The 25891-nt window shown below is 69.1% G+C and carries 27 protein-coding genes; 15 read left to right on the top strand and 12 right to left on the bottom strand.

Annotated elements, in window-relative coordinates; translation table 11 throughout:
* Positions 1–4: 4 nt before the first annotated feature.
* Positions 5–577, bottom strand: coding sequence for a YqgE/AlgH family protein (locus FKR81_RS07025; protein ID WP_146350117.1), 573 nt, complete (start codon positions 575–577; stop codon positions 5–7).
* Between the two features lie 231 nt (positions 578–808).
* Between FKR81_RS07025 and FKR81_RS07020 the strand changes: the two genes are divergently transcribed.
* Positions 809–2146 carry an MFS transporter gene (locus FKR81_RS07020; RefSeq protein ID WP_146350116.1) on the top strand — a complete coding sequence of 446 codons (1338 nt, stop codon included), beginning with the start codon at positions 809–811 and terminating at the stop codon, positions 2144–2146.
* On the opposite strand, the gene FKR81_RS07015 is transcribed toward FKR81_RS07020, so the two are convergent.
* Both FKR81_RS07015 and FKR81_RS07010 read right to left on the bottom strand, forming a co-directional pair.
* Entirely contained in the window at positions 2075–2329 is a 255-nt protein-coding gene (locus FKR81_RS07015; protein ID WP_186762817.1) for a response regulator transcription factor, read from the bottom strand. The two genes, FKR81_RS07020 and FKR81_RS07015, sit on opposite strands and share 72 nt — an antisense overlap.
* A gap of 105 nt (positions 2330–2434) precedes the next feature.
* Positions 2435–3871, bottom strand: a complete 1437-nt coding sequence (locus tag FKR81_RS07010; RefSeq protein WP_146350114.1) for a CCA tRNA nucleotidyltransferase — start codon at positions 3869–3871, stop codon at positions 2435–2437.
* 42 nt (positions 3872–3913) lie between these two features.
* On the opposite strand from FKR81_RS07010, the gene FKR81_RS07005 reads away from it, so the two are divergent.
* The 9 genes from FKR81_RS07005 to FKR81_RS06965 all read left to right on the top strand — a co-directional run bounded on the left by FKR81_RS07005 (position 3914) and on the right by FKR81_RS06965 (position 14018).
* Entirely contained in the window at positions 3914–4429 is a 516-nt protein-coding gene (locus FKR81_RS07005) for an NUDIX hydrolase (RefSeq protein WP_146350113.1), read from the top strand.
* Complete coding sequence (locus tag FKR81_RS07000) at positions 4426–6696, top strand: DUF6049 family protein (RefSeq protein WP_146350112.1); 2271 nt, start codon at positions 4426–4428, stop codon at positions 6694–6696. The genes FKR81_RS07005 and FKR81_RS07000 overlap by 4 nt, the downstream gene beginning before the upstream one ends.
* Positions 6693–8318: a murein biosynthesis integral membrane protein MurJ gene (gene murJ / locus FKR81_RS06995; RefSeq protein ID WP_235921356.1), complete on the top strand. Its 1626-nt coding sequence runs from the start codon at positions 6693–6695 to the stop codon at positions 8316–8318. Before FKR81_RS07000 ends, murJ begins: the two co-directional genes overlap by 4 nt.
* Before the next feature lie 37 nt (positions 8319–8355).
* A complete protein-coding gene (locus tag FKR81_RS06990) occupies positions 8356–9870 on the top strand; it encodes a protein kinase family protein (protein ID WP_146350111.1) in 1515 nt (504 codons plus the stop codon).
* 29 nt (positions 9871–9899) lie between these two features.
* Positions 9900–10517, top strand: coding sequence for an RNA polymerase sigma factor SigM (gene sigM, locus FKR81_RS06985; RefSeq protein ID WP_146350110.1), 618 nt, complete (start codon positions 9900–9902; stop codon positions 10515–10517).
* Positions 10514–11269 (top strand): anti-sigma factor, encoded by a 756-nt coding sequence (locus tag FKR81_RS06980; RefSeq protein ID WP_146350109.1) that lies wholly within the window; start codon positions 10514–10516, stop codon positions 11267–11269. Before sigM ends, FKR81_RS06980 begins: the two co-directional genes overlap by 4 nt.
* A gap of 78 nt (positions 11270–11347) precedes the next feature.
* Positions 11348–12328, top strand: coding sequence for a thioredoxin-disulfide reductase (gene trxB, locus FKR81_RS06975; protein ID WP_146350108.1), 981 nt, complete (start codon positions 11348–11350; stop codon positions 12326–12328).
* 26 nt (positions 12329–12354) lie between these two features.
* The gene (gene trxA / locus FKR81_RS06970) at positions 12355–12684 is read left to right on the top strand and encodes a thioredoxin (RefSeq protein ID WP_146350107.1); all 330 of its coding nucleotides are present in this window, start codon (positions 12355–12357) and stop codon (positions 12682–12684) included.
* Positions 12685–12878: 194 nt separating this feature from the next.
* Positions 12879–14018, top strand: coding sequence for an N-acetylmuramoyl-L-alanine amidase (locus tag FKR81_RS06965; RefSeq protein ID WP_146350106.1), 1140 nt, complete (start codon positions 12879–12881; stop codon positions 14016–14018).
* A gap of 19 nt (positions 14019–14037) precedes the next feature.
* On the opposite strand, the gene FKR81_RS06960 is transcribed toward FKR81_RS06965, so the two are convergent.
* Positions 14038–14673 carry a GNAT family N-acetyltransferase gene (locus FKR81_RS06960; RefSeq protein ID WP_146350105.1) on the bottom strand — a complete coding sequence of 212 codons (636 nt, stop codon included), beginning with the start codon at positions 14671–14673 and terminating at the stop codon, positions 14038–14040.
* Between the two features lie 129 nt (positions 14674–14802).
* On the opposite strand from FKR81_RS06960, the gene FKR81_RS06955 reads away from it, so the two are divergent.
* Complete coding sequence (locus FKR81_RS06955; RefSeq protein ID WP_146350104.1) at positions 14803–16119, top strand: aminotransferase-like domain-containing protein; 1317 nt, start codon at positions 14803–14805, stop codon at positions 16117–16119.
* A 14-nt stretch (positions 16120–16133) separates the two neighbouring features.
* Positions 16134–17078, top strand: coding sequence for a D-alanine--D-alanine ligase family protein (locus FKR81_RS06950; RefSeq protein WP_146350103.1), 945 nt, complete (start codon positions 16134–16136; stop codon positions 17076–17078).
* An 82-nt stretch (positions 17079–17160) separates the two neighbouring features.
* On the opposite strand, the gene FKR81_RS06945 is transcribed toward FKR81_RS06950, so the two are convergent.
* The 3 genes from FKR81_RS06945 to rsmG all read right to left on the bottom strand — a co-directional run bounded on the left by FKR81_RS06945 (position 17161) and on the right by rsmG (position 19738).
* Complete coding sequence (locus tag FKR81_RS06945; RefSeq protein ID WP_146350102.1) at positions 17161–18111, bottom strand: ParB/RepB/Spo0J family partition protein; 951 nt, start codon at positions 18109–18111, stop codon at positions 17161–17163.
* Positions 18108–18983 (bottom strand): ParA family protein, encoded by an 876-nt coding sequence (locus FKR81_RS06940; protein ID WP_146350101.1) that lies wholly within the window; start codon positions 18981–18983, stop codon positions 18108–18110. The genes FKR81_RS06945 and FKR81_RS06940 overlap by 4 nt, the downstream gene beginning before the upstream one ends.
* Before the next feature lie 98 nt (positions 18984–19081).
* A complete protein-coding gene (gene rsmG, locus FKR81_RS06935; protein WP_146350100.1) occupies positions 19082–19738 on the bottom strand; it encodes a 16S rRNA (guanine(527)-N(7))-methyltransferase RsmG in 657 nt (218 codons plus the stop codon).
* 212 nt (positions 19739–19950) lie between these two features.
* On the opposite strand from rsmG, the gene FKR81_RS06930 reads away from it, so the two are divergent.
* On the top strand, positions 19951–20367 hold the full coding sequence (locus FKR81_RS06930; RefSeq protein WP_222598190.1) for a protein-tyrosine phosphatase family protein: 417 nt from the start codon (positions 19951–19953) through the stop codon (positions 20365–20367).
* Between the two features lie 20 nt (positions 20368–20387).
* A complete protein-coding gene (locus FKR81_RS06925; protein WP_146350098.1) occupies positions 20388–20702 on the top strand; it encodes a hypothetical protein in 315 nt (104 codons plus the stop codon).
* Between the two features lie 549 nt (positions 20703–21251).
* Here FKR81_RS06925 and FKR81_RS06920 read toward each other — a convergent pair.
* From FKR81_RS06920 to rpmH, 5 genes are all read right to left on the bottom strand, one after another.
* Positions 21252–21767, bottom strand: coding sequence for a Jag family protein (locus FKR81_RS06920; protein ID WP_235921392.1), 516 nt, complete (start codon positions 21765–21767; stop codon positions 21252–21254).
* 88 nt (positions 21768–21855) lie between these two features.
* Positions 21856–22851: a membrane protein insertase YidC gene (gene yidC, locus FKR81_RS06915; RefSeq protein ID WP_146350097.1), complete on the bottom strand. Its 996-nt coding sequence runs from the start codon at positions 22849–22851 to the stop codon at positions 21856–21858.
* 4 nt (positions 22852–22855) lie between these two features.
* The gene (gene yidD, locus FKR81_RS06910) at positions 22856–23113 is read right to left on the bottom strand and encodes a membrane protein insertion efficiency factor YidD (RefSeq protein WP_146350096.1); all 258 of its coding nucleotides are present in this window, start codon (positions 23111–23113) and stop codon (positions 22856–22858) included.
* Positions 23110–23454, bottom strand: coding sequence for a ribonuclease P protein component (gene rnpA / locus FKR81_RS06905; RefSeq protein WP_146350095.1), 345 nt, complete (start codon positions 23452–23454; stop codon positions 23110–23112). Before rnpA ends, yidD begins: the two co-directional genes overlap by 4 nt.
* Positions 23455–23477: 23 nt before the next feature.
* A complete protein-coding gene (gene rpmH, locus FKR81_RS06900; protein WP_084579815.1) occupies positions 23478–23621 on the bottom strand; it encodes a 50S ribosomal protein L34 in 144 nt (47 codons plus the stop codon).
* A gap of 379 nt (positions 23622–24000) precedes the next feature.
* Between rpmH and dnaA the strand changes: the two genes are divergently transcribed.
* Positions 24001–25512, top strand: coding sequence for a chromosomal replication initiator protein DnaA (gene dnaA / locus FKR81_RS06895; RefSeq protein WP_146350094.1), 1512 nt, complete (start codon positions 24001–24003; stop codon positions 25510–25512).
* Positions 25513–25891: the final 379 nt, after the last annotated feature.

The following is a 25891-nucleotide window of genomic DNA, read 5'->3' as shown; positions in this document are numbered from 1 at the left end:
AAAACTAGTTCAGCCGAACGTCCGTCGGGAAGGTGGAGAGCAGCGCCAGCGGCATGCCCTGCCTGCGCAGCACCCGCCCCCACAGGTCGGTGTTCGCCGGGCTGAGTATGTCGTCGGGCAGCCCGGACACGACCATCCAGTCACCGCGGTCGATCTCGCCGGCCAGCTGTTCCTCGCCCCAGCCCGAGTAGCCGGCGAACACCCGCAGCCCGCGGACCTTCGGCGCCAGGTCGTCCGGATCCGAGTCGAGGTCGATCAGCGCGACCGGCCCGTGCACGCCGACCAGCCCGTCGATGGACTCGAGGTCGAAGCCCGTGCGCAGCGCGGCCAGGCACAACGCGGTCTTCTGCTCGACCGGTCCGCCGATGTAGATGGCCTGCGGCTTGGTCGCGTGCGGACCCCACGCCGGCAGCACGTCGTGCACCGCGACCTCGGACGGACGGTTCAGCACGACGCCGAGCGTGCCCTCCGGCCGGTGGTCGATCACGTACACGACCGTGCGCTTGAAGTTCGAGTCGGTCAGGCTCGGGGCGGCAACCAACAGGGAGCCTGGCTCGACTTCGTCATCGGGACGCACGCCGCCATGATTTCATCCGTGATCGCTGGAACAAGTCAGGGCCGCGCCACGTTGTAGCTCTTGTCGGATGTCTTCGTGTCCCCCGGGCTCAACAGACAACCGCCTTCGCGGAATACCGTTCGGCTGGAACCGCGTCGTGCCAATCGCCGTGAGGCGACCGGGCATCCGATCCAGAGGAGCCGGACCCTTCGAGGGTCCGGCTTCGCTGGTTTTTGCGCCTAGGCTGTCGGGGTGACGACGGCTGTTGCCAAGCACCACTGGGGTTCCCGGCGGTTCATCGGCATACCCGAATTCCGCAGGCTGCTGGCGACGAGGCTGGTCTCCCAGTGGGGTGACGGCCTGTTCCAGGCAGGTCTCGCGGGTGCCGTCATCTTCAACCCGGAGCGCCAGGCCGACCCGCTCGCCATCGCCGCCGGGTTCGCCGTGCTCCTGCTGCCGTACTCGCTGGTCGGACCGTTCGCGGGCGCGCTGCTCGACCGCTGGGACCGGCGCCGGGTGATCACGATCGCGAGCCTCGCCAGGGGCGCGTTCGTGCTGCTCACGGCCATCGCCGTCGGCACCGGCCTGGCCGGTCTGCCGCTCTACTTCTCCGCGCTCGTCGTCACGGGCTTCAGCCGGTTCATCGGCGCAGGCCTGTCCGCCTCGCTGCCGCACGTCGTCCCCGAGGACCACCTCGTCGAGGCGAACGCGCTGTCCGCGACCCTCGGCGCGCTGGTCGCCGTGTTCGGCGGCGGCTGCGCGATCGGGCTGCGCGCGCTGCTCGGAGCAGGCGACGGCGGTTCCGCGTGGACGACGGCCACCGGCGCCATCGCCTCGGTCGCCTGCGCCTGGGTCGCGAGCAAGTTCGTGGCTGGCGTGCTCGGTCCGGACGAGGTGGACGAGCCGAACCGCACCGTCACCGCCGTGGCGCACGGTCTGTGGGACGGCGCGAAGGCCGCGTGGCGCACGCCGAGCGTCGTCGGCGCACTGGGCGCGCTGCTCGCCCACCGGGCCGCGTTCGGCATGTCGTTGCTGATCACGCTGTTGCTGATGCGGTACTCGTTCACCGACATGGGCCTGCTCAGAGCGGGCATCGCCGGTCTGGGCGAGGTCGCGATCGCCGGCGGCGCGGGCATCTTGCTCGCCGGTGTCACGACCGACCGGATCGTCGACCGGCTGGGCACCAGGAACACGATCTGCGCGGCGTTGATCCTCGCGGCCGTCTCGCAGCTCGCACTCGGGTTGCCCATGACGCTGCCGACGATCCTGCTCGCGGCGTTCGTGATCACGTTCTCCGGCCAGGTCGTGAAGCTCAACGTCGACACGGCCATCCAGCACGACATCGGCGACGAGGTGCGCGGCCGGGTGTTCGCCCTCTACGACACCCTCTTCAACACCACCCAGGTCGTCGCGGTCACCATCGCGGCCGCGGTGGTTCCGATGGACGGGCGCTCCCCAGGGCTCATCCTCACGGCCACCGCGTTCTACCTGATCGGCCTAACGACGTACCTGCTGTTCCTATCGCGGCAGGGGCAGGCGCAGCATCCCGGTCTCATGGGCGAAGACAACCGCGGCCATTCGGTCGGTTAGGTCGAGTCGGCGCAGGATGTCGGCCACTTCGTCGGCGACGACCTGCATGCCGATGCCCAGCACCCGCGCGATCTCGTGGTCGGCGAGCCCCCTCGCGAGACAGCGCAGCACCCCGCGCTGCCGAGCGGTGAGCTCGTCGAGCTCGTGCACGTCAGGACCAGCGGAAAGCCCCCACGCGGTCATCGCAACCACCCCCGTGCGCCTGGCACCCTGCCCACAGCGCACAGTCATAGTGACGCGACCCGCTGTCACCTCGCTAACGCGTGGATTTCACCGGGCTACGTTGAGTTACGAAGCAGGTGGCGTGATCCCCTGAATGCGCGCCCACTGCAGCAACTCGGCGATCGCCTCGTCGTGGTCGAGCGGACCGCGGTCCAGCCGCAGCTCCTTGAGGAACTTCCACGCGGCGCCGACCTGCGGCCCCGGCGGCAGGCCGAGCAGCTTCATGATCTCGTTGCCGTCGAGGTCCGGGCGCACGCGCGCGAGGTCCTCGTCGGCCGCGATCCGGGCGATCCGCTCCTCGAGACCGTCGTAGGTCCGCTGCAACGCGTTCGCCTTGCGCTTGTTGCGGGTCGTGCAGTCCGCGCGGACGAGCTTGTGCAACCGGGTCAGCAGGTCGCCGGCGTCGGTGACGTAGCGGCGCACCGCCGAGTCCGTCCACTCGCCGTTGCCGTAGCCGTGGAACCGCAGGTGGAGGTACACGAGCTTGGCGACGTCCTCGACGATCTCCTTCGAGTACCGCAGCGCGCGCAACCGCTTGCGCACCAGCTTCGCGCCGACCACCTCGTGGTGGTGGAACGAGACGCCGCCGCCGGACTCGAACCGCCGGGTGTCCGGCTTGCCGATGTCGTGCAGCAACGCGGCGAGGCGCAGCACCAGATCGGGTGAAAGATCATCATCTTCAAGATCAATTGCTTGGTCGAGCACAACCAGCGAGTGGTGGAAGACGTCCTTGTGCTGATGGTGTTCGTCGACTTCCAGCTTCATGGCCGTCAGCTCGGGCAGGACGATGTCCGCGAGCCCGGTGTCGACCATGAGCTCGATCCCCTGACGCGGGTGCGCGGAGCAGAGGAGCTTGGACAGCTCCGCCTGCACGCGCTCCGGCGTGATGCGCGCGAGCTCACCCGCCATGGACCGCATCGCGTCGACCACGCGCGGCGCGGCCGTGAAGCCCAGCTGGGCCACGAACCGGGCGGCGCGCAGCATGCGCAGCGGGTCGTCGCCGAACGACTCCTGCGGGGTCGCCGGGGTGTCCAGCACACGCGCCTCGACCGCGGCCATGCCGCCGGTCGGGTCCACGAACTCGCGCTTGACCACGTCGAACGCCATCGCGTTGACGGTGAAGTCGCGGCGCACCAGGTCACCGTCGATGGTGTCGCCGAACGTGACCTCGGGGTTGCGGGTGACGCCGTCGTAGACGTCCGCGCGGAACGTGGTGATCTCCACGGTCAGCCCGTTCTTGCTGGCGCCGATGGTGCCGAACGCGATGCCGGTGTCCCAGAGCGAGTCGGCCCAGCCCTTCAGGATCCGCTGGATCTCGTCGGGACGGGCGTCCGTCGTGAAGTCGAGGTCGTTGCTGGACCGGCCGAGCACGGCGTCGCGAACGCTGCCTCCGACCAGGTACAACCGCTTGCCCGCGGCGGCGAACCGCTCCGCGAGCTCGTCGGCGACGGGGGAGACGCGCAGGAGTTCCACTACAACATTCTGCTGGGTCGATCGAGACACGAGAAACCAGCGTACTTACCTCTCGTAAGTACGATCGGCCGTATGCCCCCGTCAGCCGGTCGTTCCGGAGGTACCAAGCCGGGGCGCCGCAAGAGGCGCCGGGGTCGAAGGCTGAAGACGGTGGACGAGACGTCGGCAGGCGGACTCGTCCTCGACGGTGACAACAACGCGGCCGTGATCGGCAGGCTGGACCGCAGGGGCAGACTGTTGTGGTCGTTGCCCAAGGGGCACATCGAGGCTGGTGAGACGGCCGAGGAGACCGCGGTGCGCGAGGTCGCCGAGGAGACCGGTATTCATAGCAGGGTTCTTCACCCTCTCGGGTCCATCGACTACTGGTTCGTCGCCGAGGACCGCAGGGTGCACAAGACCGTCCACCACTTCCTGCTGGAAGCGCTGGGCGGAGAACTTTCCGACGAAGACGTGGAGGTCACCGAGGTGGCGTGGGTGCCACTCGGCGAGCTGGACGAGCGACTCGCGTACGCCGACGAGCGCCGACTGGTCCGCCGAGCCGCCGAACTGCTCGCCGGACGCTCCCCGAACGGGGCTGAGTCCGCGTGAGGAAGCTGCTGAGCACAGCCGCTGTTGCCGGGTTCCTGTTCTGGATCACGGCACCCGCGGCGGCGACAGCCACAGCCGTTCCGTCCGAGTCGGACCGGCTGCCGTTCACACCCGTCCCCGCGACCCAGGTCTGGGCGACCCGCCAGGCGTCCGCGCAACCCGGCCAGCAGCCGCCGCAGTTCCTGCGGCTCGAGGTCGCCACGCTCAGCCAGCGCGTTGTGCTCAGCGACTCCGCGCCCACCGTCACGATCACCGGCAAGGTCGTCAACGTCGGTGACCGCAAGATCGACAACGTGGTGCTGCGGCTGGAGCGCGGCGAGGCGCTGACCAGCGAGGAAGACGTCCGCAACGCGTTGCGCGAACCGGCGAGCGCCGAGTTCGTGCAGCCCAGGTTCACCGAGATCGCCAAGGTGCTCGAGGCGGGCGAGACCAAGGACTTCAGCCTCGAGGTGCCGCTGCGCGGGCCGGAGTCGTCCACGCTCGCGATCGAGGAGCCGGGCATCTACCCGATCCTCGCCAACGTCAACGGCAAGCCGGACTTCGGCGGCCAGGCGCGGCTCGCCGCGCTGAGCACGCTGCTCCCGGTGCTGGGCGTGCCCGGCGCCGCGAGCAAGGAGAAGCCGGCCGCGCCGCCGAAGGTCACCATGCTGTGGCCGATGGCCGACCGGCCGCGGCTCGTGCACAGCGCGGGTCCCGGCGAGTCCGTGCTGGTCGACGACGAGCTGACCGGTTCGCTCTCGGTCGGCGGACGGCTGTACAGCCTGTTGCAGGCCTACGAGTCCGCGGTGCCGACGATGAGCACCTCGCTGTGCCTCGCGGTCGACCCGGACCTGCTGCGCACCGTCGAGGCGATGAGCACCGGGTACAAGGTGCGCGGCGGCGCCTCCGGCAAGGGCAAGGAAGAGGCCGCGCTGTGGCTCGACCGGCTGCGCCTCGCCGTGGCGGGCCGCTGCGTCGTCGCACTGCCCTACGCCGACGCCGACCTGGTCGCGTTGTCGCGGGGCAAGCTCACCGACCTGGCCTCGATCGCGCTGGACAGCGCAGACGTGATCCGCGACGTCCTCGAGGTCCAGCCGCTGCCGAACCTGGCGTGGCCGGAGGACGGCGTGCTGGACCAGCAGACGTTCGACGCGCTGGTCGCCAAGGGCGTGAAGACGCTGATCATGGACCCGTCCGGGCTCACGGACGCGCCCGGCACCGGCCCCGTCCTGCTGCCCGGTGAGCAGAAGGTCGCCGTGACCAGGCTCGACGCGATGGTGTCCGACGCGCTGCACGCCGGCGTCGACCGCTCGCGCACGCTCGGCGGCGTCACCACGCCGGTCGAGAACCAGCCGGTGTCGGTGCAGAACGCGCTGGCCGCGCTCGTGTTCCGGGCCGGGTTCCAGGGCGAGGGCCGCAACGTCGTCATCGCGCCGCCGCGCCGCTGGAACGCGCCGGTGACCGAGATGAACGAGTTCATGAACACGCTCCAGAAGCTGCTCAGCGGCGGCTACGCCGTGCAGGCCGGCCTCAGCGAGCTGTTCTCCGCCGCCGCACCCGTGCCTGGCAAGATCAGCTACCCGGTCGAGGCGGGCGCGCGGGAGATCTCGCCGTCGGTCGTCAGCTCGGTGGCCAGGCAGTGGGGCACGATCCAGGGCATCTTCGAGGAGATGGCCCAGGCCGACTCCGGGTCCGCCGAACCGAAGGACCTGGTCGCGCCGTTGCGGCTCGGGCTCCTGCGCGCCGTGTCCGGCGCGTGGCGGTCGAACGAGGCGGGCGCGCGCAGCGCCGCGGAGATCAGCTCCGCCGAGCTCGGCGACCTGCAGAAGCAGGTGACGATCACGCCGCCGAACAGCCCGATCCTGCTCGGGTCCGGCGACAGCCCGATCCCGGTGACCCTCACCAACAAGCTCGACGTGCGCATCAACGTGCGGATCGTCGTCGCGGACACGCCGGGCATCCGCCCGCGGGAGCTCGCCGACCAGGTCCTGCCCGCGCGCGGCGAACGGCTGGTGCGGGTGCCGGTCGACGTGCTGCGCTCCGGCCGGTTCAGCGTGAACGTCCGGCTCACCACCCCGGACGGCGTCGCGCTCGGTGACACCGTCAAGCTTGAGGTGTCCTCGTCGGCCTACGGCACCATCACCGTCGTCATCACCGCCACCGCCGCGATCGCGCTCGTGCTGCTGTCCGGGCGCCGGATCTACCGGCGAGTCCGCACGGCACGTGAGGCCGCGGCCCAGGCACCGCAGATCGAGAACGTCACACCGGAGAAGTCGGGCACGAGTTGAGCGAGACAGCCACATCTGAGAAGCCCAAGTCCGTTGCCCGCGCCAGCGGGGGCATGGCGATCGCGACGATCGTCAGCCGGGTCACCGGCCTGCTGTCCAAGCTGCTGGTGGCGTCCGCACTGGGCGTGACGATCGGGCTCGACGCCTACACGATCGCCAACACGCTGCCGACGGTCGTCAACGAGCTGCTGCTCGGCGGCGTGCTCACCAGCATCGCGATTCCGCTGCTGGTGCGGGCGCAGAAGGACGACGCGGACCACGGCGAGTCCTACGCCCAGTGGATGATCACGATGGGCACCGTCCTGATGGGCGTGGCCACGGTCGTGTCCGTCGCGCTGGCACCGCTGCTCACCAGGCTGTACATCCCGGCGGGCAAGGAAGCCTCCGCCGAGCTGGCCACGGTGTTCTCGTACCTGATCCTGCCGGGGATCATCTTCTACGGCCTGTCCGCGCTGATCGGTGCCGTGCTCAACGCGCGTGAGGTCTTCGGCCCGCCCGCGTGGGCGCCGGTGCTGAACAACCTCGTGGTCATCGCGACGGTCGTCGTCTACATGATCGTGCCCGGTGAGATGTCGCTGAACCCGGCGCGGATGGGCGACGTCAAGGTGCTGGTGCTCGGCATCGGCACCGCGCTCGGCGTCGGTGTGCAGACCGCGATCATGGTGCCCGCGCTGCGGCGCATCGGGTTCAAGCTGCGCTGGCGGTGGGGCTGGGACCGCAGGCTGTCGGAGTTCGGCGGGCTGGCGTTCTGGGTCCTGCTGTACACCGTGGTCAGCCAGGTCGGCATGATCGTGACGCTGCGCGTCGCAGGCGCTGGTGACGAGGGTGGCGTCGGCGTCTTCACCTACGCGTGGCTGCTGTCCCAGGTGCCGTACGGCGTGCTGGGCGTGTCGCTGCTGACCGCGCTGATGCCGCGCATGTCGCGGGCCGCGGCGAACCACGACCACGACGAGCTCGTCCGCGACCTGGCTCTGGGCAACCGGATGTCGTCGGTGCTGCTGATGCCGATCGCGGCGCTCATGACCATCGCGGGCCCGGCGATCGGCGTCGTCCTGTTCTCCTTCGGCAAGACGGACCCGGCCGCCGCCGAACGGATCGGCATCGCGCTGGCGTTGTCGGCGTTCGGCTTGGTGCCGTTCGCGATCACGATGATGCAGCTGCGCGTGTTCTACGCGCTGAAGGACGCCCGCACGCCGACCCTGATCAACGCGGTCATGGTCGCGTTCCGGGTCGCGATCAGCCTCTGGTTCCTGAACGTGGCCGACCCGGACGAGGTGGCGGTGGCCGCGTCCATCGCGATGTCGCTGAGCTTCGTCGTCGGCGCGATCGTCGGCCAGGTGTGGCTGCGGATCCGGCTCGGCAGGCTCCGCACCGGCTACACGGTCTGGACCGTCTGCCTGACCATCGTGGCGTCCGCGATCGCGTGCGCGGTGGGCATGCTCGCGGCCAAGGCTCTGATCAGCCTGTTCGGCATCACCGGTCCGGTATCGGCCGCATGGGTGAAGGTGGTCGTCGAGTCGGTGATCGTGCTCGGGCTGAGTTTCGGTCTGTTGGCCCTGTTCCGGGTGCCGGAGATGAAACCGGCGGTCGACAAGATCATCCGGTTGGTGCGGCGGCGGTGACTCCGGGCCGTGACGACCTTGACGTACCCTCGTGCCCGTGAGTAGCGGAACGAGCGCCGCCCTGGTACCCGGTGGGGTCATCGGAACTGGTCGCTACCGGCTGCTCGCCAAATCCGGCGCCGACGACCGATCCCGTGCCGAGCTGTGGCGCGCGAGGGACGGTCAGCTGAACCGCGACGTGGCATTGACGATCATGCTCGGCGAGCTCTCGGACACCGAGGCGGCCGGTCGCGCGCGGCGCACCGTCGAACGGGCGATGCACGCCGCGTCGTTCACGCACCCCGGTGTCTCGCGCGTGATCGACGTGCTGACGCCGGGCAACGGCATCCGCGCGGACGAGGGCATCCTCGGCATGGTCGTCGCGGAGTGGACGCAGGGCACGGACCTGATGGACCTCGTCGCCGAGGGCCCGCTGCCCGCGGGTGCCGCGACCAGGCTCCTCGAACCGCTCGGCGCCGCCATCGAGGGCGCGCACCACGCCGGCCTCGTGCTCGGCGCGGACCACCCGCAGCGCATCCGCGTGACGTCCGACGGCAGGCTGCGGCTGGCGTTCCCCGGCCCGCGCCCGGACGCGATCGCCCGTGACGACGTCAAGGGCCTCGGCGCGATCCTGTACCTGCTGCTGACCGGCCGCTGGGCGCTGCCGGGCGGCCCCGACGGCATCCAGCCCGCGCCGACCGGCCCGGACGGCAGCGTCGTCGCACCCAGCACGCTGCAGCCGTACGTGCCGCACGAGCTGTCGTCGGTGGCGGTGCGCTCGCTGGAGGACACCAGCGTCGGCGGTATCCGCACGTCCGCCGCGATCCTGCAGGTGCTGGACCAGATCGCCGCCGAGGAGCGCGAGACCGCGCTCATCACGCCCGTCTCGGACGACGCCGACGACGACGTGGTGTGGACGACCCAGCGGCCGACGCAGAACAAGGAGCAGCGCAAGAAGCTCCTGATCAGCGTCGCGGTGCTGGCCATCGCGACGCTCGGCGTGATCGTCTGGCTGAGCGTGCAGATCGTCGGCTTCTTCAGCGACGAGCCGAGCAAGGGCGGCGGCCCGACCGTGATCATCGGCCAGACGCAGCCGAGCGGGCAGAGCAGCGTGGCGGCGCCGACGCCTGCCGGTCCCGTTCAGCCCGCGTCGATCGGCATCTACGACGTCACGAACCAGCCGGACAACTCGCGTGAGGCGAACAAGGCGGCCGACAACAACGCCAACACGTTCTGGTCGACGGACAACTACTTCCAGCCGTTCCCGGCGATGAAGCCCGGCATCGGCCTGATGGGGTCGTTCGCGGAACCGGTGCGGCTCGCGTCGATCACGATCACCTCGCCGAGCAAGGGCACGAAGGTCGAGATCAGGCTCGCCGCCTCGGCCGACGCGCCGCTGGAGGAGACCAAGGTCATCGCGTCCGGCGAGCTGTCGGCCGGGCAGACGCAGATCCAGCTGGGGGAGCACGAACCGACCCAGCACGTGCTGATCTGGATCACCTCGCTGAGCAACACCGGTGCGGGGAACAACAAAACGGAAGTGCGGGAGATCCTTTACACCCGTGCGCAGTAACGGGTGATCACCCTCGCTATCCTCCGTTCGTGACCGCCGCAGCCAGTTCGGACGCAGACCTCATCTCGGCTCACGCCGCAGGTGACCCCTACGCGTTCTCGGAGCTGGTCAAACGTCACCGGGACCGGATGTGGGCAGTCGCGCTGCGCACGCTCCGCGACCCGGAGGAGGCGGCGGACGCGCTCCAGGAGGCGTTCATCTCGGCCTTCCGCGCCGCGTCGTCGTTCCGCGCTGAGTCACAGGTGACCACCTGGCTTCACCGGATCGTGGTCAACGCCTGCCTCGACCGGATGAGACGGCGACAAACAAGACCAACAGTCCCGCTGCCCGAGGCGGGACCGGGCGAGCCCGTCGCCCCCCGCGACGCGATGTCCGAGCGCGAGACCCGGTTGATCATCCAGGACGCACTGGCCGAGCTGCCGGAAGAGCAGCGCGCGCCGATCGTCCTCGTCGACGTTGAGGGCTACTCGGTCGCGGAGACCGCGAAGCTGCTCGGCATCGCCGAGGGCACGGTCAAGAGCCGGTGCGCACGGGGCCGGGCGAAGCTCGCCAAAGTTCTCGGACACCTCCGGAACCGAAGTGCAGATGCGAACGTCCCAGCTGACGGTGTGAATGTGCAACAGCAACGTCAGTGGGAGGACCGATGACCGGCACCGAGCGGACGCCTCTTGATCCGCCCTGGTCGTTGGACCTCCTCGCGGACCTGCACGCCGGAGTGCTCGACCCGGAGGCCGATGCGCGCCTCCGTCCGAGGGTGATGGCGGACCCCGAAGCGCGGTCCGTGCTGGCGGCGCTGGACGCCACGATGGCCGACCTCAGGTCGTTGCCGCCGATCCCGATGCCGCGCGCGGTCGCGGACCGGATCGACGCGGCGCTGGCCCAGGAGGCCCGGCCCGCGGCGCCGGTCGTGAGCCTCGACGAGGCCCGCAAGCGCCGGAACCGCAGGCTCGGCATGGGTGGTGGCGTCCTCGCGGCGGCCGCCGCGGCCATCGGCATCGCGCTCGTCGTGGTGCCGGGCGGCGACCAGGCCGACCAGCCGCCGGGCGCGCAGCCGACGCAGGCGTCGAACACGCCGGTCGGTTCGGCCCAGCCGCCGATGGCGGTCAAGGAGACGGAGCTCGGCGCGGCGGTCCCCGAGGTGCTGAAGGCGCAGAACTACGGCCCGCTGGACAGCCAGGACCGCCTGGTCGGCTGCCTGAAGGGCGGCGGGATCACCAGCACGGCCAAGCCGCTCGGCATCAGCCCGGTGAGCCTGGACGGCCGTCCGGCGGTCATGGCGATCCTGCCGGGTGGAGCGGTCGCGGGGCAGTTCCGCATCGTCGTGCTGGACCCGGAGACGTGCGGTCCGGACAACCCGCAGGGCGTCATAGCGGACACCACCATCAAGCCGACCAGGTAGTAGCGCAACTCACGGAATTAGCTCCACATACGATCCGTTGTGCGAGACAGACGACGAGATCGAGGAGTTGCTGAGGCCGTGAGCGTGCGCAACGTCATCATCATCGGGTCCGGCCCGGCCGGCTACACCGCTGCCGTGTACGCCGCGCGTGCCCAACTCGAGCCGCTCGTCTTCGAGGGCTCGCAGTACGGCGGCGCGCTGATGACCACCACCGAGGTCGAGAACTACCCCGGTTTCCGCGAGGGCATCATGGGCCCCGAGCTCATGGAGGAGATGCGCGAGCAGGCGCAGCGCTTCGGCGCCGAGCTGCGCTCCGAGGACGTGGAGTCGGTCGACCTGACCGGTCCGGTCAAGAAGGTCACCGCGAACGGCACCGAGTACGAGGCCAAGGCCGTGATCCTGGCCATGGGTGCCGCGCCCCGCTACCTCTACGTGCCCGGTGAGCAGGAGATGCTCGGCCGCGGCGTCTCGTCCTGCGCGACCTGCGACGGCTTCTTCTTCCGCGACCACGACATCGCGGTGGTCGGCGGCGGCGACTCGGCCATGGAGGAGGCGACGTTCCTCACGAAGTTCGCCAAGTCCGTCACGGTGATCCACCGCCGCGAGGAGTTCCGCGCTTCCAAGATCATGCTGGAGCGCGCGCGGAACAACGAGAAGATCAAGTGGCAGCTGAACTCACAGCTCACGGACGTCCTCGGTGACGGCACCGTGTCCGGTGTGAAGCTCAAGGACACCCGCACCGGCGAGGAGTCCGAGCTGCCCGTGACCGGCGTGTTCATGGCGATCGGCCACGACCCGCGCAGCGCGTTGGTCAAGGGCCAGGTCGAGCTGGACGGCGAGGGTTACGTCGCGACCAAGGGCCGGACGACCTACACGAACCTGGACGGCGTGTTCGCTGCTGGCGACCTCGTCGACCACACCTACCGCCAGGCCATCACCGCGGCCGGCTCGGGCTGCTCGGCCGCGATCGACGCGGAGCGCTGGCTCGCCGAACAGGGCGAGGCGCACGCGGAGATCGCTGCGGAGGCAGTCGGCGGCGGTTACGGCAAGGGCAACTGAAGATCTACATCATCTAGGGAGACAACATGGCAGGCGCCACCGTCACGGTGACCGACAAGTCGTTCGCGGACGACGTCCTGACCAGCGAGAAGCCTGTCCTGGTCGACTTCTGGGCGACCTGGTGCGGGCCGTGCAAGATGGTCGCTCCGGTGCTCGAGGAGATCGCGGCCGAGCACGCCGAGAAGATCACCGTCGCGAAGCTCGACATCGACGCCAACCCGTCGATCGCCCGCGACTACCAGATCATGTCCGTGCCGACCCTCATCCTGTTCCAGGGTGGTCGCCCGGTGAAGCAGATCGTGGGTGCGAAGCCGAAGGCAGCGCTCCTGAAGGACCTGTCGGACGTTCTCGCCTGACAAAATTCGAGTGCAACGCGCAACGTGACCCGTCCGTCTTTCGATAAGACGGACGGGTCACGTTTGTTCGTACTACGAACGTGGTCTTGAGACCACTGTGAGTAGCCCTGCATCGATCACTCTGCGCGGCAGGGCACAATAAGACGTCACGTTTCGCGCCGACGGAGTTCGGCGCCCTAGTCGAGCGAGGGTGCATGCCGCTACTCCGCCGCGGGGACATCGGAGCAGAAGTAGCCGAGATCCGGTCGACCCTGACCAGGCTCGGGCTGCTGGCTCCGACCGACCCACAGGCGCCGCCGGTGTTCGACCAGATCGTCGAGCACGCCGTGCGCGCGTTCCAGCAGCAGCGGGGGCTCATCATCGACGGCATCGTCGGCCCGGCCACCTACCGCGCGCTGCGGGACGCGACGTTCCGCCTCGGCGACCGCCCACTCGCTTTCCTGATGTCCCAGCCGACGACCGGCGACGACGTCCTGGCCCTGCAGGAACGCCTGTTGGAGCTCGGGTACGACGCCGGCCGCGCGACCGGTGTGTTCGGCCAGCAGACCGAGCTGGCGCTGCGGAACTTCCAGCGCGACTACGGGCTGCAGTCGGACGGCATGTGCGGTCCGGAGACGATCCGGGCGCTGCGCCAGCTCCAGCCGAAGGTGCGCGGCGGCCGTCCGGTGCTGCTGCGCGAGCAGGAGCACGTGCGCATGGCCGGTTCACGGCTCAGCGGCAAGCGCATCGTGATCGACCCCGGTCACGGCGGCCACGACCGCGGCATCGTCGTCGACGGCCTGTCCGAGGCGGACCTGATGCTGGACCTCGCGCGCAGGCTCGAGGGCAAGATGGCGGCCACCGGCATGGAGGGGCTGCTCACGCGTGGTCCGGCGAACTGCCCGGACGAAGCCGAGCGGGCCAAGTTCGCCAACGAGGCGGGCGCGGACCTGATCCTGTCGCTGCACTCGGACGGCAACGGCTCGGCGCACGCGCAGGGCGTCGCGTCGTTCCACTTCGGCTCGGGCAACGGCACGTCGTCGACCGTCGGCGAGGCGCTGGCGGGCTTCATCCAGCGCGAGCTGGCCGCTCGCACGGGCATGCGGAACTGCGGTTCGCACCCGAAGAGCTGGGACCTGCTGCGGCTGACCCGCTGCACGGCGGTCCGGATCGAGGTCGGCTACCTGACCAACGCGGACGACCGCGTTCGCCTGGCGACGCCCGGTTTCCGGGACGTAGTGGCCGAGGGCATCCTGGTCGCGGTGAAGCGGCTCTACCTGCTCGGCAAGGACGACCAGCCGACCGGCACGTTCACGTTCGACGACCTGCTGCGCTACGAGGTCGCAAAGGGCTGAGAAGCCCGCTGAGAGGCGCTCAGACGGGGCGGAAGCTGGGCTCGGCCGTGGAGACCGTGACCGAGTTCAGCAGCCGCTCCAGCGCCGCCTCCACGTCTTCCTTCCACGTGATGGCGCTGCGCAGCTCGAGCCTCAGCCGGGGCCAGCGCGGGTGCGGCCGGACCGTCTTGAAGCCCACCTGGAGCAGGAACTCGGCGGGGGTGACGCAGCCGCCGCCCTCTTCTTCGTCCGGCCTCATGTCGCCGAACGCCTCGACGGCCTTCACGCCACGACGCGTCAGATCCTTCGCCACGGACTGGACGAGCACGCGCCCCAGTCCGCCTCCGCGGAACTCCGGGAGGACCTCCAGCGACGTCATGAGGACCGCGTCCGGGCTCACCGGGGAGGTGGGGAAGGCGGCCGCGCGCGGCACCGCGGCAGGTGGTGCGTAGAACACCGAACCAGCGGGGATGCCGTCGCAGTAGATGAGGCGTCCGCAGGAACCCCACTCCAGCAGCACGCTGGAGACCCAGGCTTCCTTCTCGAACTCGGTGTCGCCGAACTCATGCGCCTGTTCGCGCAGGTGAGGGGCAAGTTCCCAGTAGACGCACGTCCGACAGTGCTTGGAGAGGTGCTCCAGGTTGTCCAAAGTGACGCCCACAACGCGTCGCGACACCCCGACCTCCACTCCCCGCACGTGAACCCATACGAGGGTAGACGGATGTGACGGAACCCGGAAGGCACATGCCCTGAACGGGACGACAGTTACACTCGCTCGGGACAATCCCCCTTGCAGGAGCGCCCCATGACAGTGCCCGGACAGCCCGCGAAGCAGGGCCCCAGAAGCCTCGACCCGCACATGCGTCGCTACGCAGCGCGCACGGTAGGTATGACGGCATCCGAGATCCGGGCGCTCTTCGCAGTCGCATCCCGGCCCGAGGTCGTGTCGCTGGCAGGCGGCATGCCGCACCTGGCCGCGTTGCCGCTGGACAACCTGTCGCAGGAGATCGGCTCGCTGATCGCCACCGACGGTCTCGTGGCCCTCCAGTACGGCTCCGCGCACGGGATTCCCCTGCTGCGTGAGCAGATCTGCGACGTGATGGCGCTGGAGGGCATCAACGGCCACCCGGACGACGTCGTCGTGACCGTGGGCTCGCAGATGGGCCTCGACATGGTCACCCGGATCTTCTGCGACCCCGGTGACGTGGTGATCGCCGAGGGCCCGTCGTACGTGGGCGCGCTCGGGTCGTTCACGGCGTACCAGGCGCAGGTCGTGCACGTCGCGATGGACGCCGACGGCCTGGTGCCGTCGTTGCTCCGCGAGGCGCTCGAGGCCTGCAAGCGCACTGGTCAGCGCGTCAAGTTCCTCTACACCATCCCGAATTTCCACAACCCCGCCGGCGTGACGCTGGCGGTGTCTCGGCGCGCCGAGATCCTGGAGATCTGCCGCCAGTACGGCGTGCTCGTCGTCGAGGACAACCCGTACGGGTTGCTCGGGTTCGACGGTCAGACGTACCCGGCGCTGCGGTCGATGGACCCGGACAACGTCGTGTACCTCGGGTCGTTCTCCAAGACGTTCGCCGCCGGTCTGCGCGTCGGCTGGGTGCTGGCGCCGCACGCCGTGCGGGAGAAGCTGGTGCTGGCCGCCGAGTCCGCGACGCTGTGCCCGCCCACGCTGAACCAGATGATCGTGTCCCGGTACCTGTCGACGCAGGACTGGAAGGGGCAGATCAAGACCTACCGCGAGGCGTACCGGGAGCGGCGTGACGCCGCCATCTCGGCGCTGGAGCAGCACATGCCGCAAGGTTCCACGTGGAACAAGCCCGAAGGCGGGTTCTACGTGTGGCTGACGGTGCCGCCCGGCATCGACACGAAGGCCATGCTGCCGCGCGCGGTGACCCAGCGGGTCGCCTACGCGTCCGGTACCGGGTTCTACGCCGACAAGTTCGGCAGCCAGCAGCTCCGCATCTCGTACTGCTACCCGACGCCCGAGCGCATCCGCGAGGGCATCCGCCGGCTGGCGAACGTCATCGAGGACGAGATGCAGCTCCACGCGACGTTCGGCGCGACTCCGGGCCGTGAGCTGTCCGGACCGCAGACCCCGTCGCCCGACACCGCCTGATCAGGAGTACTTCTGTGGCTGACCGCTGGGTCGCTGTGTTGTCCGGTGGGCTTTCCCACGAGCGCGAGGTCTCCCTGCGGTCCGGCCGCAGACTGTCCGCCGCACTGCGGTCGGTCGGCCTCACCGTGGAGGAGTGGGACGCGGACGCCTCGCTGCTGACGCGGCTGCGTTCCAACCGCCCGGACGCCGTCGTCGTGGCGCTGCACGGTGGTGAGGGCGAGAACGGCTCCGTGCAGTCGGTGCTGGAGATGCTCGGCGTGCCTTACGTCGGCACGGACTCTCGCGCGTGCCGCCGGGCGTGGGACAAGCCCACTGCGAAGGCTGAGCTGGCCCGTGCGGGCCTGGCGACGCCGGAGTGGGTCGTCCTGCCGCACGCCACGTTCCGGGAGCTGGGTGCCCAGCCTGTGCTCGACGCGATGGTCGAGACGCTCGGCATGCCGTTGATGCTGAAGCCGGACCAGGGCGGGTCGGCGCTCGGCGCTCAGGTCGTTCGCGACCCGGCTCAGCTGCCCGCCGCGATGGTCGGCTGTCTCGCGTACGGCGAGACCGTTCTGGCCGAGCAGTTCATCGAGGGCGTCGAGGTGGCCGTCGCGGTCGTCGACGGGCCGGACGGGCCGTACGCGCTGCCGGCTGTCGAGATCGTTCCGGAGAGCGGGGTGTACGACTACACCGCTCGCTACACCGCGGGACTGACCGACTTCCACGCGCCGGCTCGGCTCGACCCGGTTTCGGCGAAGGCCGTCGGTGAGTTGGCGGTCGCCGCGCACCGGCTGCTCGGCCTGCGCGACGTCTCCCGCACGGACGCGATCGTCGGTGTCGACGGGACGGTCCACTTCCTCGAAGTGAACGTGTCGCCCGGTCTGACCGAGACCTCGCTGCTGCCGATGGCGGTCGAAGCGGCCGGGGAGTCGCTCGGCGACATCTACGCCGGCCTCATCGAGCGGGCAGTTTCCCGCTAGTTTCTTGGTGACTCCCCGCACTGTTGATGTTGCGGGGAGTCATCGTCACCGTGACATTAGTCCCTGGGGTAACCCCTTGGGTCTACTCCGATGTCCGATTTGTCGCTTCTGGGCTCATCAGTCCGATGATCCTTTGAAGATCATCAACTGACCCGAATTCGACGACGATTCGGCCTTTTCGCTGCCCGAGTTCGACCTTCACGCGGGTTTCGAAGTTGTCCGAGAGGCGCTCGGCGAGCTCCTGCAGACCGGGCGCGTGCATCGGCTTGCGGGGAGCGGGCTTCGGCTTCGCGGGCGCCTCGTTCTTCGCGAGCGTCACCGCTTCCTCGGTCGCCCGGACGGACATGCCCTCCGCGACGATCCGCGCCGCCAGCTCCTCCTGGACGTTCGCGTCCTCGAGACCGAGGAGCGCACGCGCGTGGCCGGCGGACAGGACGCCCGCGGCGACCCGGCGCTGGACGGGGATGGGGAGCTTCAGCAGCCGGATGGTGTTGGTGACGACCGGGCGGCTGCGGCCGATGCGGTCGGCGAGCTCCTCGTGCGTGACACCGAACTCCTGAAGCAGCTGCTGGTAGGCGGCCGCCTCTTCGAGCGGGTTCAGCTGGACGCGGTGGATGTTCTCCAGCAACGCGTCGCGCAGCATCACGTCGTCGGCGGTCTGCCGGACGATCGCGGGGATCGTCTTCAGCCCGGCCTGCTGGGTGGCGCGCCAGCGGCGCTCGCCCATGACGAGCTCGTAGGAGTTCTCGGACAGCTCGCGGACGACGATCGGCTGCATCAGGCCGAACTCGCGGACCGAGTGCGCCAGCTCGTCGATGGCGTCCTGGTCGAACACCTGACGCGGCTGCTTCGCGTTGGTCCGGATCGCCGTCACCGCGATCTCGCGGTACACGGCGCCCGCGACCTCACCGCTCGGCACCGGCTTGGCGCCGTTGCCGGTCGGCCGCATGGCGCCGGGCGCACCGGGTGGGGGACCGCTCGGGATCAGTGCGGCGAGACCGCGGCCGAGCCCACCCTTGCGCTGTTCCGTCATGCGGACTCCTCCCTGGCCCCGTAAGCCGCGATCTCCTTGGCTGCGTCGAGGTAGCTCATCGACCCGCGTGAACCGGGGTCGTACGTCAGAACTGTCTGACCGAATCCTGGTGCCTCGGAGACCTTCACGCTGCGTGGAATGACGGTCTTGAGGACGGTGTCGCCGAAGTGGCTGCGCACCTCGCTGGTCACCTGGTCGGCGAGCTTGGTCCGCCCGTCGTACATGGTGAGCAGGATGGTGGAGATGTCGAGATTCGGGTTCAGGTGCTGCTGCACCAGCTCGATGTTGCGCAGCAGCTGGCCGAGTCCCTCCAGCGCGTAGTACTCGCACTGGATCGGGATCAGCACCTCCTGGGCGGCGACCATCGCGTTGACGGTCAGCAGGCCGAGGCTCGGCGGGCAGTCGATGAAGACGTAGTCCGGTTGGAACTGGTCGAGCGCCTCGGGGCTCAGTGCCTCCTTGAGGCGGGACTCGCGGGCGACCATGCTCACGAGCTCGATCTCCGCACCGGCGAGGTCGATCGTCGCGGGGACGCAGTAGAGGTTCGGCGACGTCGGGCTCACCTGGGCGGCCTCGGAGATCGAGATCTCGCCGATGAGGACCTCGTAGACGGACGGCGTGCCGCTGCGGTGCTCGACGGCGAGCGCGGTGCTGGCGTTGCCCTGCGGGTCGAGGTCGATGACGAGGACCTTGAGCCCGTGGATGGCGAGCGCGGCGGCGAGGTTCACCGTGCTGGTCGTCTTACCGACGCCGCCCTTCTGGTTGGCGACTGTGATGACGCGCCGATGCCGGGGCTTGGGGAGCAGGGAGTCGTCGGGGTGCAGCACGCTGGCCGCACGTGCCGCTTCTTCTGCGATTGGGGTCCACACCACGGGGCCGTCTCCGTTGCTGCTCGCTGCGGGCTGGGTCGGCTTCTTCTGGGGATCGGTTTCACGTGGAACATCGGCTGCCTGAAACTCCGGGTACACGGTCACCGATCCCTCCTGGCTTGCTTGTTCTGCCGATCGATGAGAACCACCGTCGTCGGCACATCCAGTACGTCTGCTCCCACCACCGTGACGCGTCCGCCGGTACCACCGGCCTTCTGCACCGCGTCCCGGTCACGTTCGAGTTCTTCTGCGGCGCTCTCACCCTTGAGCGCCACGAGCTGGCCGCCGCCCCTCAACAGGGGGAGGCACCACCGCGCGAGCTTCTCCAACGGCGCGACCGCGCGGGCGGTCACAACGTCGCTGTTCTTCAGTTGCTCGCGCACGGCCACCTCCTCGGCACGTCCCCGCAACACCGTCACCGATGTCAGCTCGAGTCGCTCGACGACCTCGTTGAGCCAGGCAACCCGGCGGGCCATCGGCTCCAGGAGCGTGAGCCTCACATCTGGCCGCGCGATCGCAAGCGGGATACCCGGCAGGCCCGCGCCCGAGCCTACGTCGACACACCGACAGTGCTGCGGAAGCAACTCCGCGATGACCGCCGAATTGAGCACGTGGCGATCCCAGATCCGGTCGACCTCGCGCGGACCGATGAGTCCACGCTCGACTCCGTGCTCCGCAAGCATCCGTGCGAACTCCGTCGCAAGCTCAGTCCGGTCACCGAAGACAAGCTTTGCGTTGTCGGGCAACTCCCCGGCCATGTTCTCCGTCCGTGGCGTTTCACGTGAAACCACGCGGCGGCTAGGACGATCCGGCGGCCGGTGGATAGAGCTGGCGAATGCCAGGGCACCATCATGACGGACAGACGGTGGGCGATGCCAAATCGGTGCGCCGTTTCACGTGAAACAGAGGAAGAAATTTGCGTCCGGTCATCTACACGGTCCAGCAGACAGGCGCTGGCACCATCAGCACGATGGGCAAGCCACGCTCGAACCAGTGGCTCGACGGCGACATGGTCGCGCTCCGCGAACTGGGCGTCGACGTCCTCGTGTCCGCGATGACCCCCGACGAACGAGCCAAGTGGGGCCTGGCCCTGGAGGAGAAGGCGGCTCTCGCAGCCGGCCTCGAGTTCGTCGAGATCCCGATCCCGGACCGCCACGTCCCGGACCGCGAGGCCATCGCCGACACGATCGCGCACCTGACCGAGCAGTACCGCGCGGGCAAGCACCTCGTGTTCCACTGCTGGGCCGGCATCGGCCGCTCGTCGTTGCTCGCGGCCAGCGTGCTCGTGTCCGACGGACTCGCGCCGGACGAGGCGTGGGACCTCATCTCCGCGGCGCGCGGCTACCCGGTACCCGACACCGAGGAACAGCGCGCCTGGCTCCGCTGAGCTTCGATCTGGGGGACACCATGCAGCCAACCATCTACACGGTCCAACGCCCCGGCCCCGGCACCATCAGCACGATGGCGCACCCGCGCGGCTTCGACCGGCTCCAGGACGAGATGGCCGGCCTCCGCGCGCTGGGCGTCGACATCCTCGTGTGCGCGATGGAGGTCGACGAGCGCGCCGAGTGCGGTCTCACCGACGAAGCTTCCGCCGCGCTCGCGTCAGGTATCGAGTTCGTGGAGATCCCGGACTGCACGGTCCCGGATCGTGGTGCGATCGCGTCGGTGATCGCGGATCTCGCAGGGGGAGTACCGCGCGGGTCGACAAGTCGCCTTTAGCCGAGAGGGCGCCAACAGCCGCTCGTCCTTGCGCGTCGGACAGCGTCCTGGTGCGCGGCAGCGTGGCGCCGGACGCGGCCTGGGACACCGCAGGACTCCGTGCGCAATCGCCTCGGTGGCCACGGATCTCGCAGGGGCACCGCGCGGATCGACATGTCGTCTTTCGCGGCTGGGACGCCAGCGGGCGCTCATCCCTGCGTGCGGCCCGCGGGTGTCTGATGCGGGACACCGCGGCGCAACGAGCCAGGCTCCGCGCCCGCCTCGCACCTGATGCCAGCCACCTCATCGCAGTCGAGTTCGAGGGTCCCCCGCCGGGGGACCCCCTGCTTTTAGCCTGCCACGGAGCACCGACAATTCCGGGCTCGCCGGCCGGGTCAACGGCCCGTTCACCGCACGAGTCAGGCCCCAGCGGCGCGAGCGCTATCCCCGCCTCAGCCCGACCGACCTGGCTGCGCGATCCGCCACCGACGCCGAGCGCGGCCTGGGGAGCGCAACAAAACGGCCCCTCGGTTTCACGTGAAACCGAGGGGCCGGAAGGCTGGACCGAGGTCAGTCCTTGGGGAAGATCACCACGCGGCGCTGGGGCTCCTCGCCCTCCGACTCGCTGTGCACGCCGTCGACCGGCGCCACTGCGTCGTGGACGACCTTGCGCTCGAACGGGGTCATCGGGTGCAGGCGGGCGCGTTCGCCGGAGGCGAGCACCTTCTCCGCCGTCGAGCGGCCGAGCTCCGCGAGCTCGTTGCGGCGGTCCGCGCGCCACTGGGCGATGTCGAGCATGAGGCGGCTGCGAACGCCGGTCTCCTGCTGGACGGCCAGGCGGGTGAGCTCCTGGAGCGACTCGAGCACGTTGCCGCGGGGGCCGACCAGCTTGGTCAGGTCCTCGCCGCCGTCGATGCTGACGATGGCGCGGCCGCTCTCGACGTCGAGGTCGATGTCGCCGTCGTAGTCGAGCAGGTCGAGCAGGCGCTCGAGGTAGTCGCCCGCGATGTCACCTTCCTGAACGAGCAGGTCCTCGGTGCGGGACGGGGACTCCGAAGCCTCAGTGTTCGAACCTTCAGCGTTCAAACCCTCTGATGCTTCGTCAGGCGTGTCCACGTCGGTCGCCTGCAAGGTCTCCGACACGATGGTCTCCTCTCCGGGGCAGAAAGCCCGATCAACGGCGCTTCTTGGTGCCCGGTTTCTTGCTGGTGGATCGGCCTGAGGTCAGGCCGGGAATCTCGGTGGACGCGGAGCCGTTGGTCTCGGGCTTCGCTTCCGGCGTCTCAGCAGCAGCAGCGGGCTGCGAGGGCTTCTTCTTGGCCGGCGCCTGCGGCTTCTGGCCGGGCTTCGGAGCGAGGGCCTGACGCGTGGTCGCGGTCGTGGCCTTCTTCTCCTCTTCCTCGCTGTCGATCCGCTTGTAGACGATGTGCTGCTGGCCGAGCGTCCAGGCGTTGTTGGACAGCCAGTACAGCAGGATCGCGACCGGGAAGAAGAAGCCACCGACGAGGACGCCCAGCGGGAAGATGTAGAGCGTCAGCTTGTTCATGATCGCGGTCTGCGGGTTCTCCAGCGCGGCCTCGGTCTGGCGAGCGACGGAGTGGCGCGCGGTGAAGTGGGTCGCGATGGACGCCACGATCATCAGCGGCACGGACACCAGGATCACCGACGTGCGGCTCGTGGCGAACTCGGCCAGCTGGTTCGCAGGCATGGTGATGAACGTCGACAGGTTCGCGCCGAACAGCTTGGCGTGGACGAACGAGTCAACGCCCTGCGCGTCGAAGAAGTAGACCTCGCCCCAGCCGGGCTTGAACGAGCGCAGCACGTGGAACAGACCGATGAACACGGGGATCTGCACCAGCATCGGCAGGCAGCCGCCGAGCGGGTTGACGCCGTGCTCGGACTGGAGCTTCTGCATCTCCTGTGCCTGGCGCTGGCGGTCGTTCGGGTACTTCTTCTTGATCTTCTGCATCTCCGGCGCGAACTCCTGCATCTTTCGCATGGAGCGCACCTGGCCGACGAACGGCTTGAAGAGCAACGCGCGGAGCGTGAAGACGAGGAAGACCACGGACAGCGCCCAGGCGATCCCGCTCGAATCACCGAAGATGTGGCCGAAAACCCAGTGCCAACACCAGAGGATGAAGGACACCGGGTAGTAGATGAAGTTGAGCACGGAGCTACTCCTCGGTGGGGATGTCGGGGACCTGCCGCCTCGGCGGAACGGGGTCCAGGCCTCCAGGGTGCCAGGGTCCGCAGCGCAGGAGCCGGCGCAGAGTCAGCCAGGAACCGCGCAGCGCACCGTGGACGTTCAACGCCTCCACCGCGTACGCACTGCAACTCGGGTGGAAACGGCAGGTCGGTGGCAGCAGCGGGGAGATGAACCGCCGGTACAGGTGCACCGGCAGCAACAGCACCTTCGCGGGGAGAGTGCTCATCTCTGCAACCTGCGCACCGCGGACTCGAAGTCCGCTGCCAGTTCGGCCGACGTGGCGGTTGCCGCGGCGGGCAGCGCGCGGACCACCAGTGACGTCCCGGTGGGGAAGTCAGCGAGCCGTGCGCCGACGACGTGCCGCAGTCGCCTGGACACCCGGTGTCGCACGACGGAGTTCCCAACGGCCTTGCTCACGACGAAGCCCACCTTGGAGGCAGTCTCCAAGGTGGGCACGTCAGGCGTCAGGGCGTGGACGACCAACCGGGGCCGTCCTGCGCGGCGGCCTCGGCGAACCACCAGGCCGAAGTCCTGGCTGCGGGTGAGCCGGGCAGCCGCGGGAAGCACGACGCTGCGCTTACCGACCGCGGTCAGGCGGACAGGCGGGCACGGCCCTTGCCACGGCGCGCGGCCAGGATGGCGCGGCCGGCACGGGTGCGCATGCGCAGCCGGAAGCCGTGCGTCTTCGCGCGGCGGCGGTTGTTGGGCTGGAAGGTGCGCTTACCCTTGCTCACGGTCGAATCTCCCGGTGCTTCACTACTACAAGTACAAGCTCATGTGGTTGTCCCCGTCACAAGGAGACCTAGGCGCGACAAAGGCGCCCGTCGCAAGCGGGAGACCTCTCGAGGGTACGCAGGCGGAGCCGCTGACTACAAATCGGGGTCCCCTACGAGCGTCGTCTTGTGAGCCATGCCGCACCTTGTTACCGTGCTTCCCTCGCGCACGGCGGGCCTGGCGTGGGAGCCGCCACCGCCCTCAGACGTAGAACGCGGTCACACAACGCAGACACGATGCACCGTTTCGTGCACAGTTGTGGATAACTCTGTGGATGCCTCTATTCTCCGTGTCCACGTGTGGAGTCACTGGCTCCGTCGAGGGGAGGGGAGCGCGGAGGTGTCGAACCAGCAGGTCGACCTGGGTCTCGTGTGGGCCGAGGTGGTGCAGGAGCTCGCCACGAGCCACCTGTCCCCCCAGCAACGCGCCTGGATGCGAGTCACTCGTCCGATCGGGCTGCTCGACGGGACCGCGTTGCTCGCAGCGCCGAGTGACTTCGCCAAGGAAGCCATCGAGCGCGCGCTGCGCGATCCGATCACCGACGCGCTGAGCCGCAGGCTCGGCCGCACGGTCTCGCTCGCGGTGAAGGTCGACTCCCCGGAGCCGACCGCGCCGCCCACCACGCCGATCCCGCTCCCGGTCACGAACGGCGAGACGCCGGTGACCGATGAGAGCGACGGCGACTCGGACACCGACGAGGTGGACGAGGAGAAGGACGCGCTCGCCACCGCATCCGAGATCTGGCCGACGTTCAACACCGCGCCGGCGAGCGGCACGCCGTTCACCCGGCCGGCGAACCCGTCGCCGAGCCAGACCCGGTTGAACGAGAAGTACAACTTCGACACCTTCGTGATCGGTGCGTCGAACCGGTTCGCGCACGCCGCGGCAGTCGCCGTGGCGGAGGCGCCCGCTCGTGCGTACAACCCGCTCTTCATCTGGGGCGAGTCCGGTCTCGGCAAGACGCACCTGCTGCACGCGGTCGGGCACTACGCCCAGCGGCTGTTCCCCGGCATGCGGGTGCGGTACGTGTCGACCGAGGAGTTCACGAACGACTTCATCAACTCACTGCGTGACGACCGCAAGGTCGCGTTCCAGCGCCGCTACCGGGACATCGACGTTCTCCTCGTCGACGACATCCAGTTCCTGGAGGGCAAGGAAGGCACGCAGGAGGAGTTCTTCCACACCTTCAACACGCTCCACAACACGAACAAGCAGATCGTGGTCTCGAGCGACCGGCCGCCGAAGCGGCTGGAGACGCTGGAGGACCGCCTGCGCACGCGGTTCGAGTGGGGCTTGATCACGGACATCCAGCCGCCCGAGCTGGAGACCCGGATCGCGATCCTCCGCAAGAAGGCGGCGCAGGACCGGCTCGCGGCTCCGGCCGAGGTGCTGGAGTTCATCGCCGCCCGGATCGAGCGGAACATCCGCGAGCTCGAGGGCGCGCTCATCCGCGTCACGGCGTTCGCGTCGCTCAACCGGCAGCCGGTCGACGTGCAGCTGGCGGAGATCGTCCTGCGGGACCTGATCCCCGACTCGCACGCGCCCGAGATCACCGCACCGACGATCATGGCCGTCACGGCCGAGTTCTTCGGGGTGACGATCGACGACCTGTGCGGCCCTGGTAAGACGAAGGCGCTCGCGCAGGCGAGGCAGATCTCGATGTACCTGTGCCGCGAGCTGACGGACCTGTCGCTGCCGAAGATCGGCCAGACGTTCGGCGGCCGCGACCACACGACGGTCATGCACGCGGACAAGAAGATCCGCAAGGAGATGGCCGAGCGCCGCCGCATCTACGACCAGGTGCAGGAGCTGACGTCGCGCATCAAGCAGCGCGCCCGGCACACTCCCTGACCCACCGACGACGAAGGGGCTTCCCGCCAGGGGAGCCCCTTTTCTCTTGCGCGGCTAACTCCAAGGGATGGGGACAACTAGAAAAGTCTGAGACCTGGAGCACGATCTGGACACGAACCCCTGTGCACCACCCGGGTACAAGTGCCCCGCACCCGGGGACGCACCCGGGGACAACTGTGGACGATCTGTGGACCGAGGGGTGGGCCCGCCGAGTTACCCCCGGGCACGCCGATCTGTCCCCGGGCGCCGTCCCCCCTTAGTCCACATGGTCGAAGGACTCTCGACCTGCGGCGACAGCCTCCGTCCACACAATCCACAGGACTTACTACTACTGCTGTTCATCCCTTGCTTGAAGAAGAACAAAACAAAAACAGGCGAG

Origin of the sequence: Lentzea tibetensis (assembly GCF_007845675.1) — a bacterium.
GTDB lineage: Bacteria > Actinomycetota > Actinomycetes > Mycobacteriales > Pseudonocardiaceae > Lentzea > Lentzea tibetensis.
Note: the sequence above shows the minus strand (reverse complement) of the source record. Positions and strands in the feature narration are given on the sequence as shown.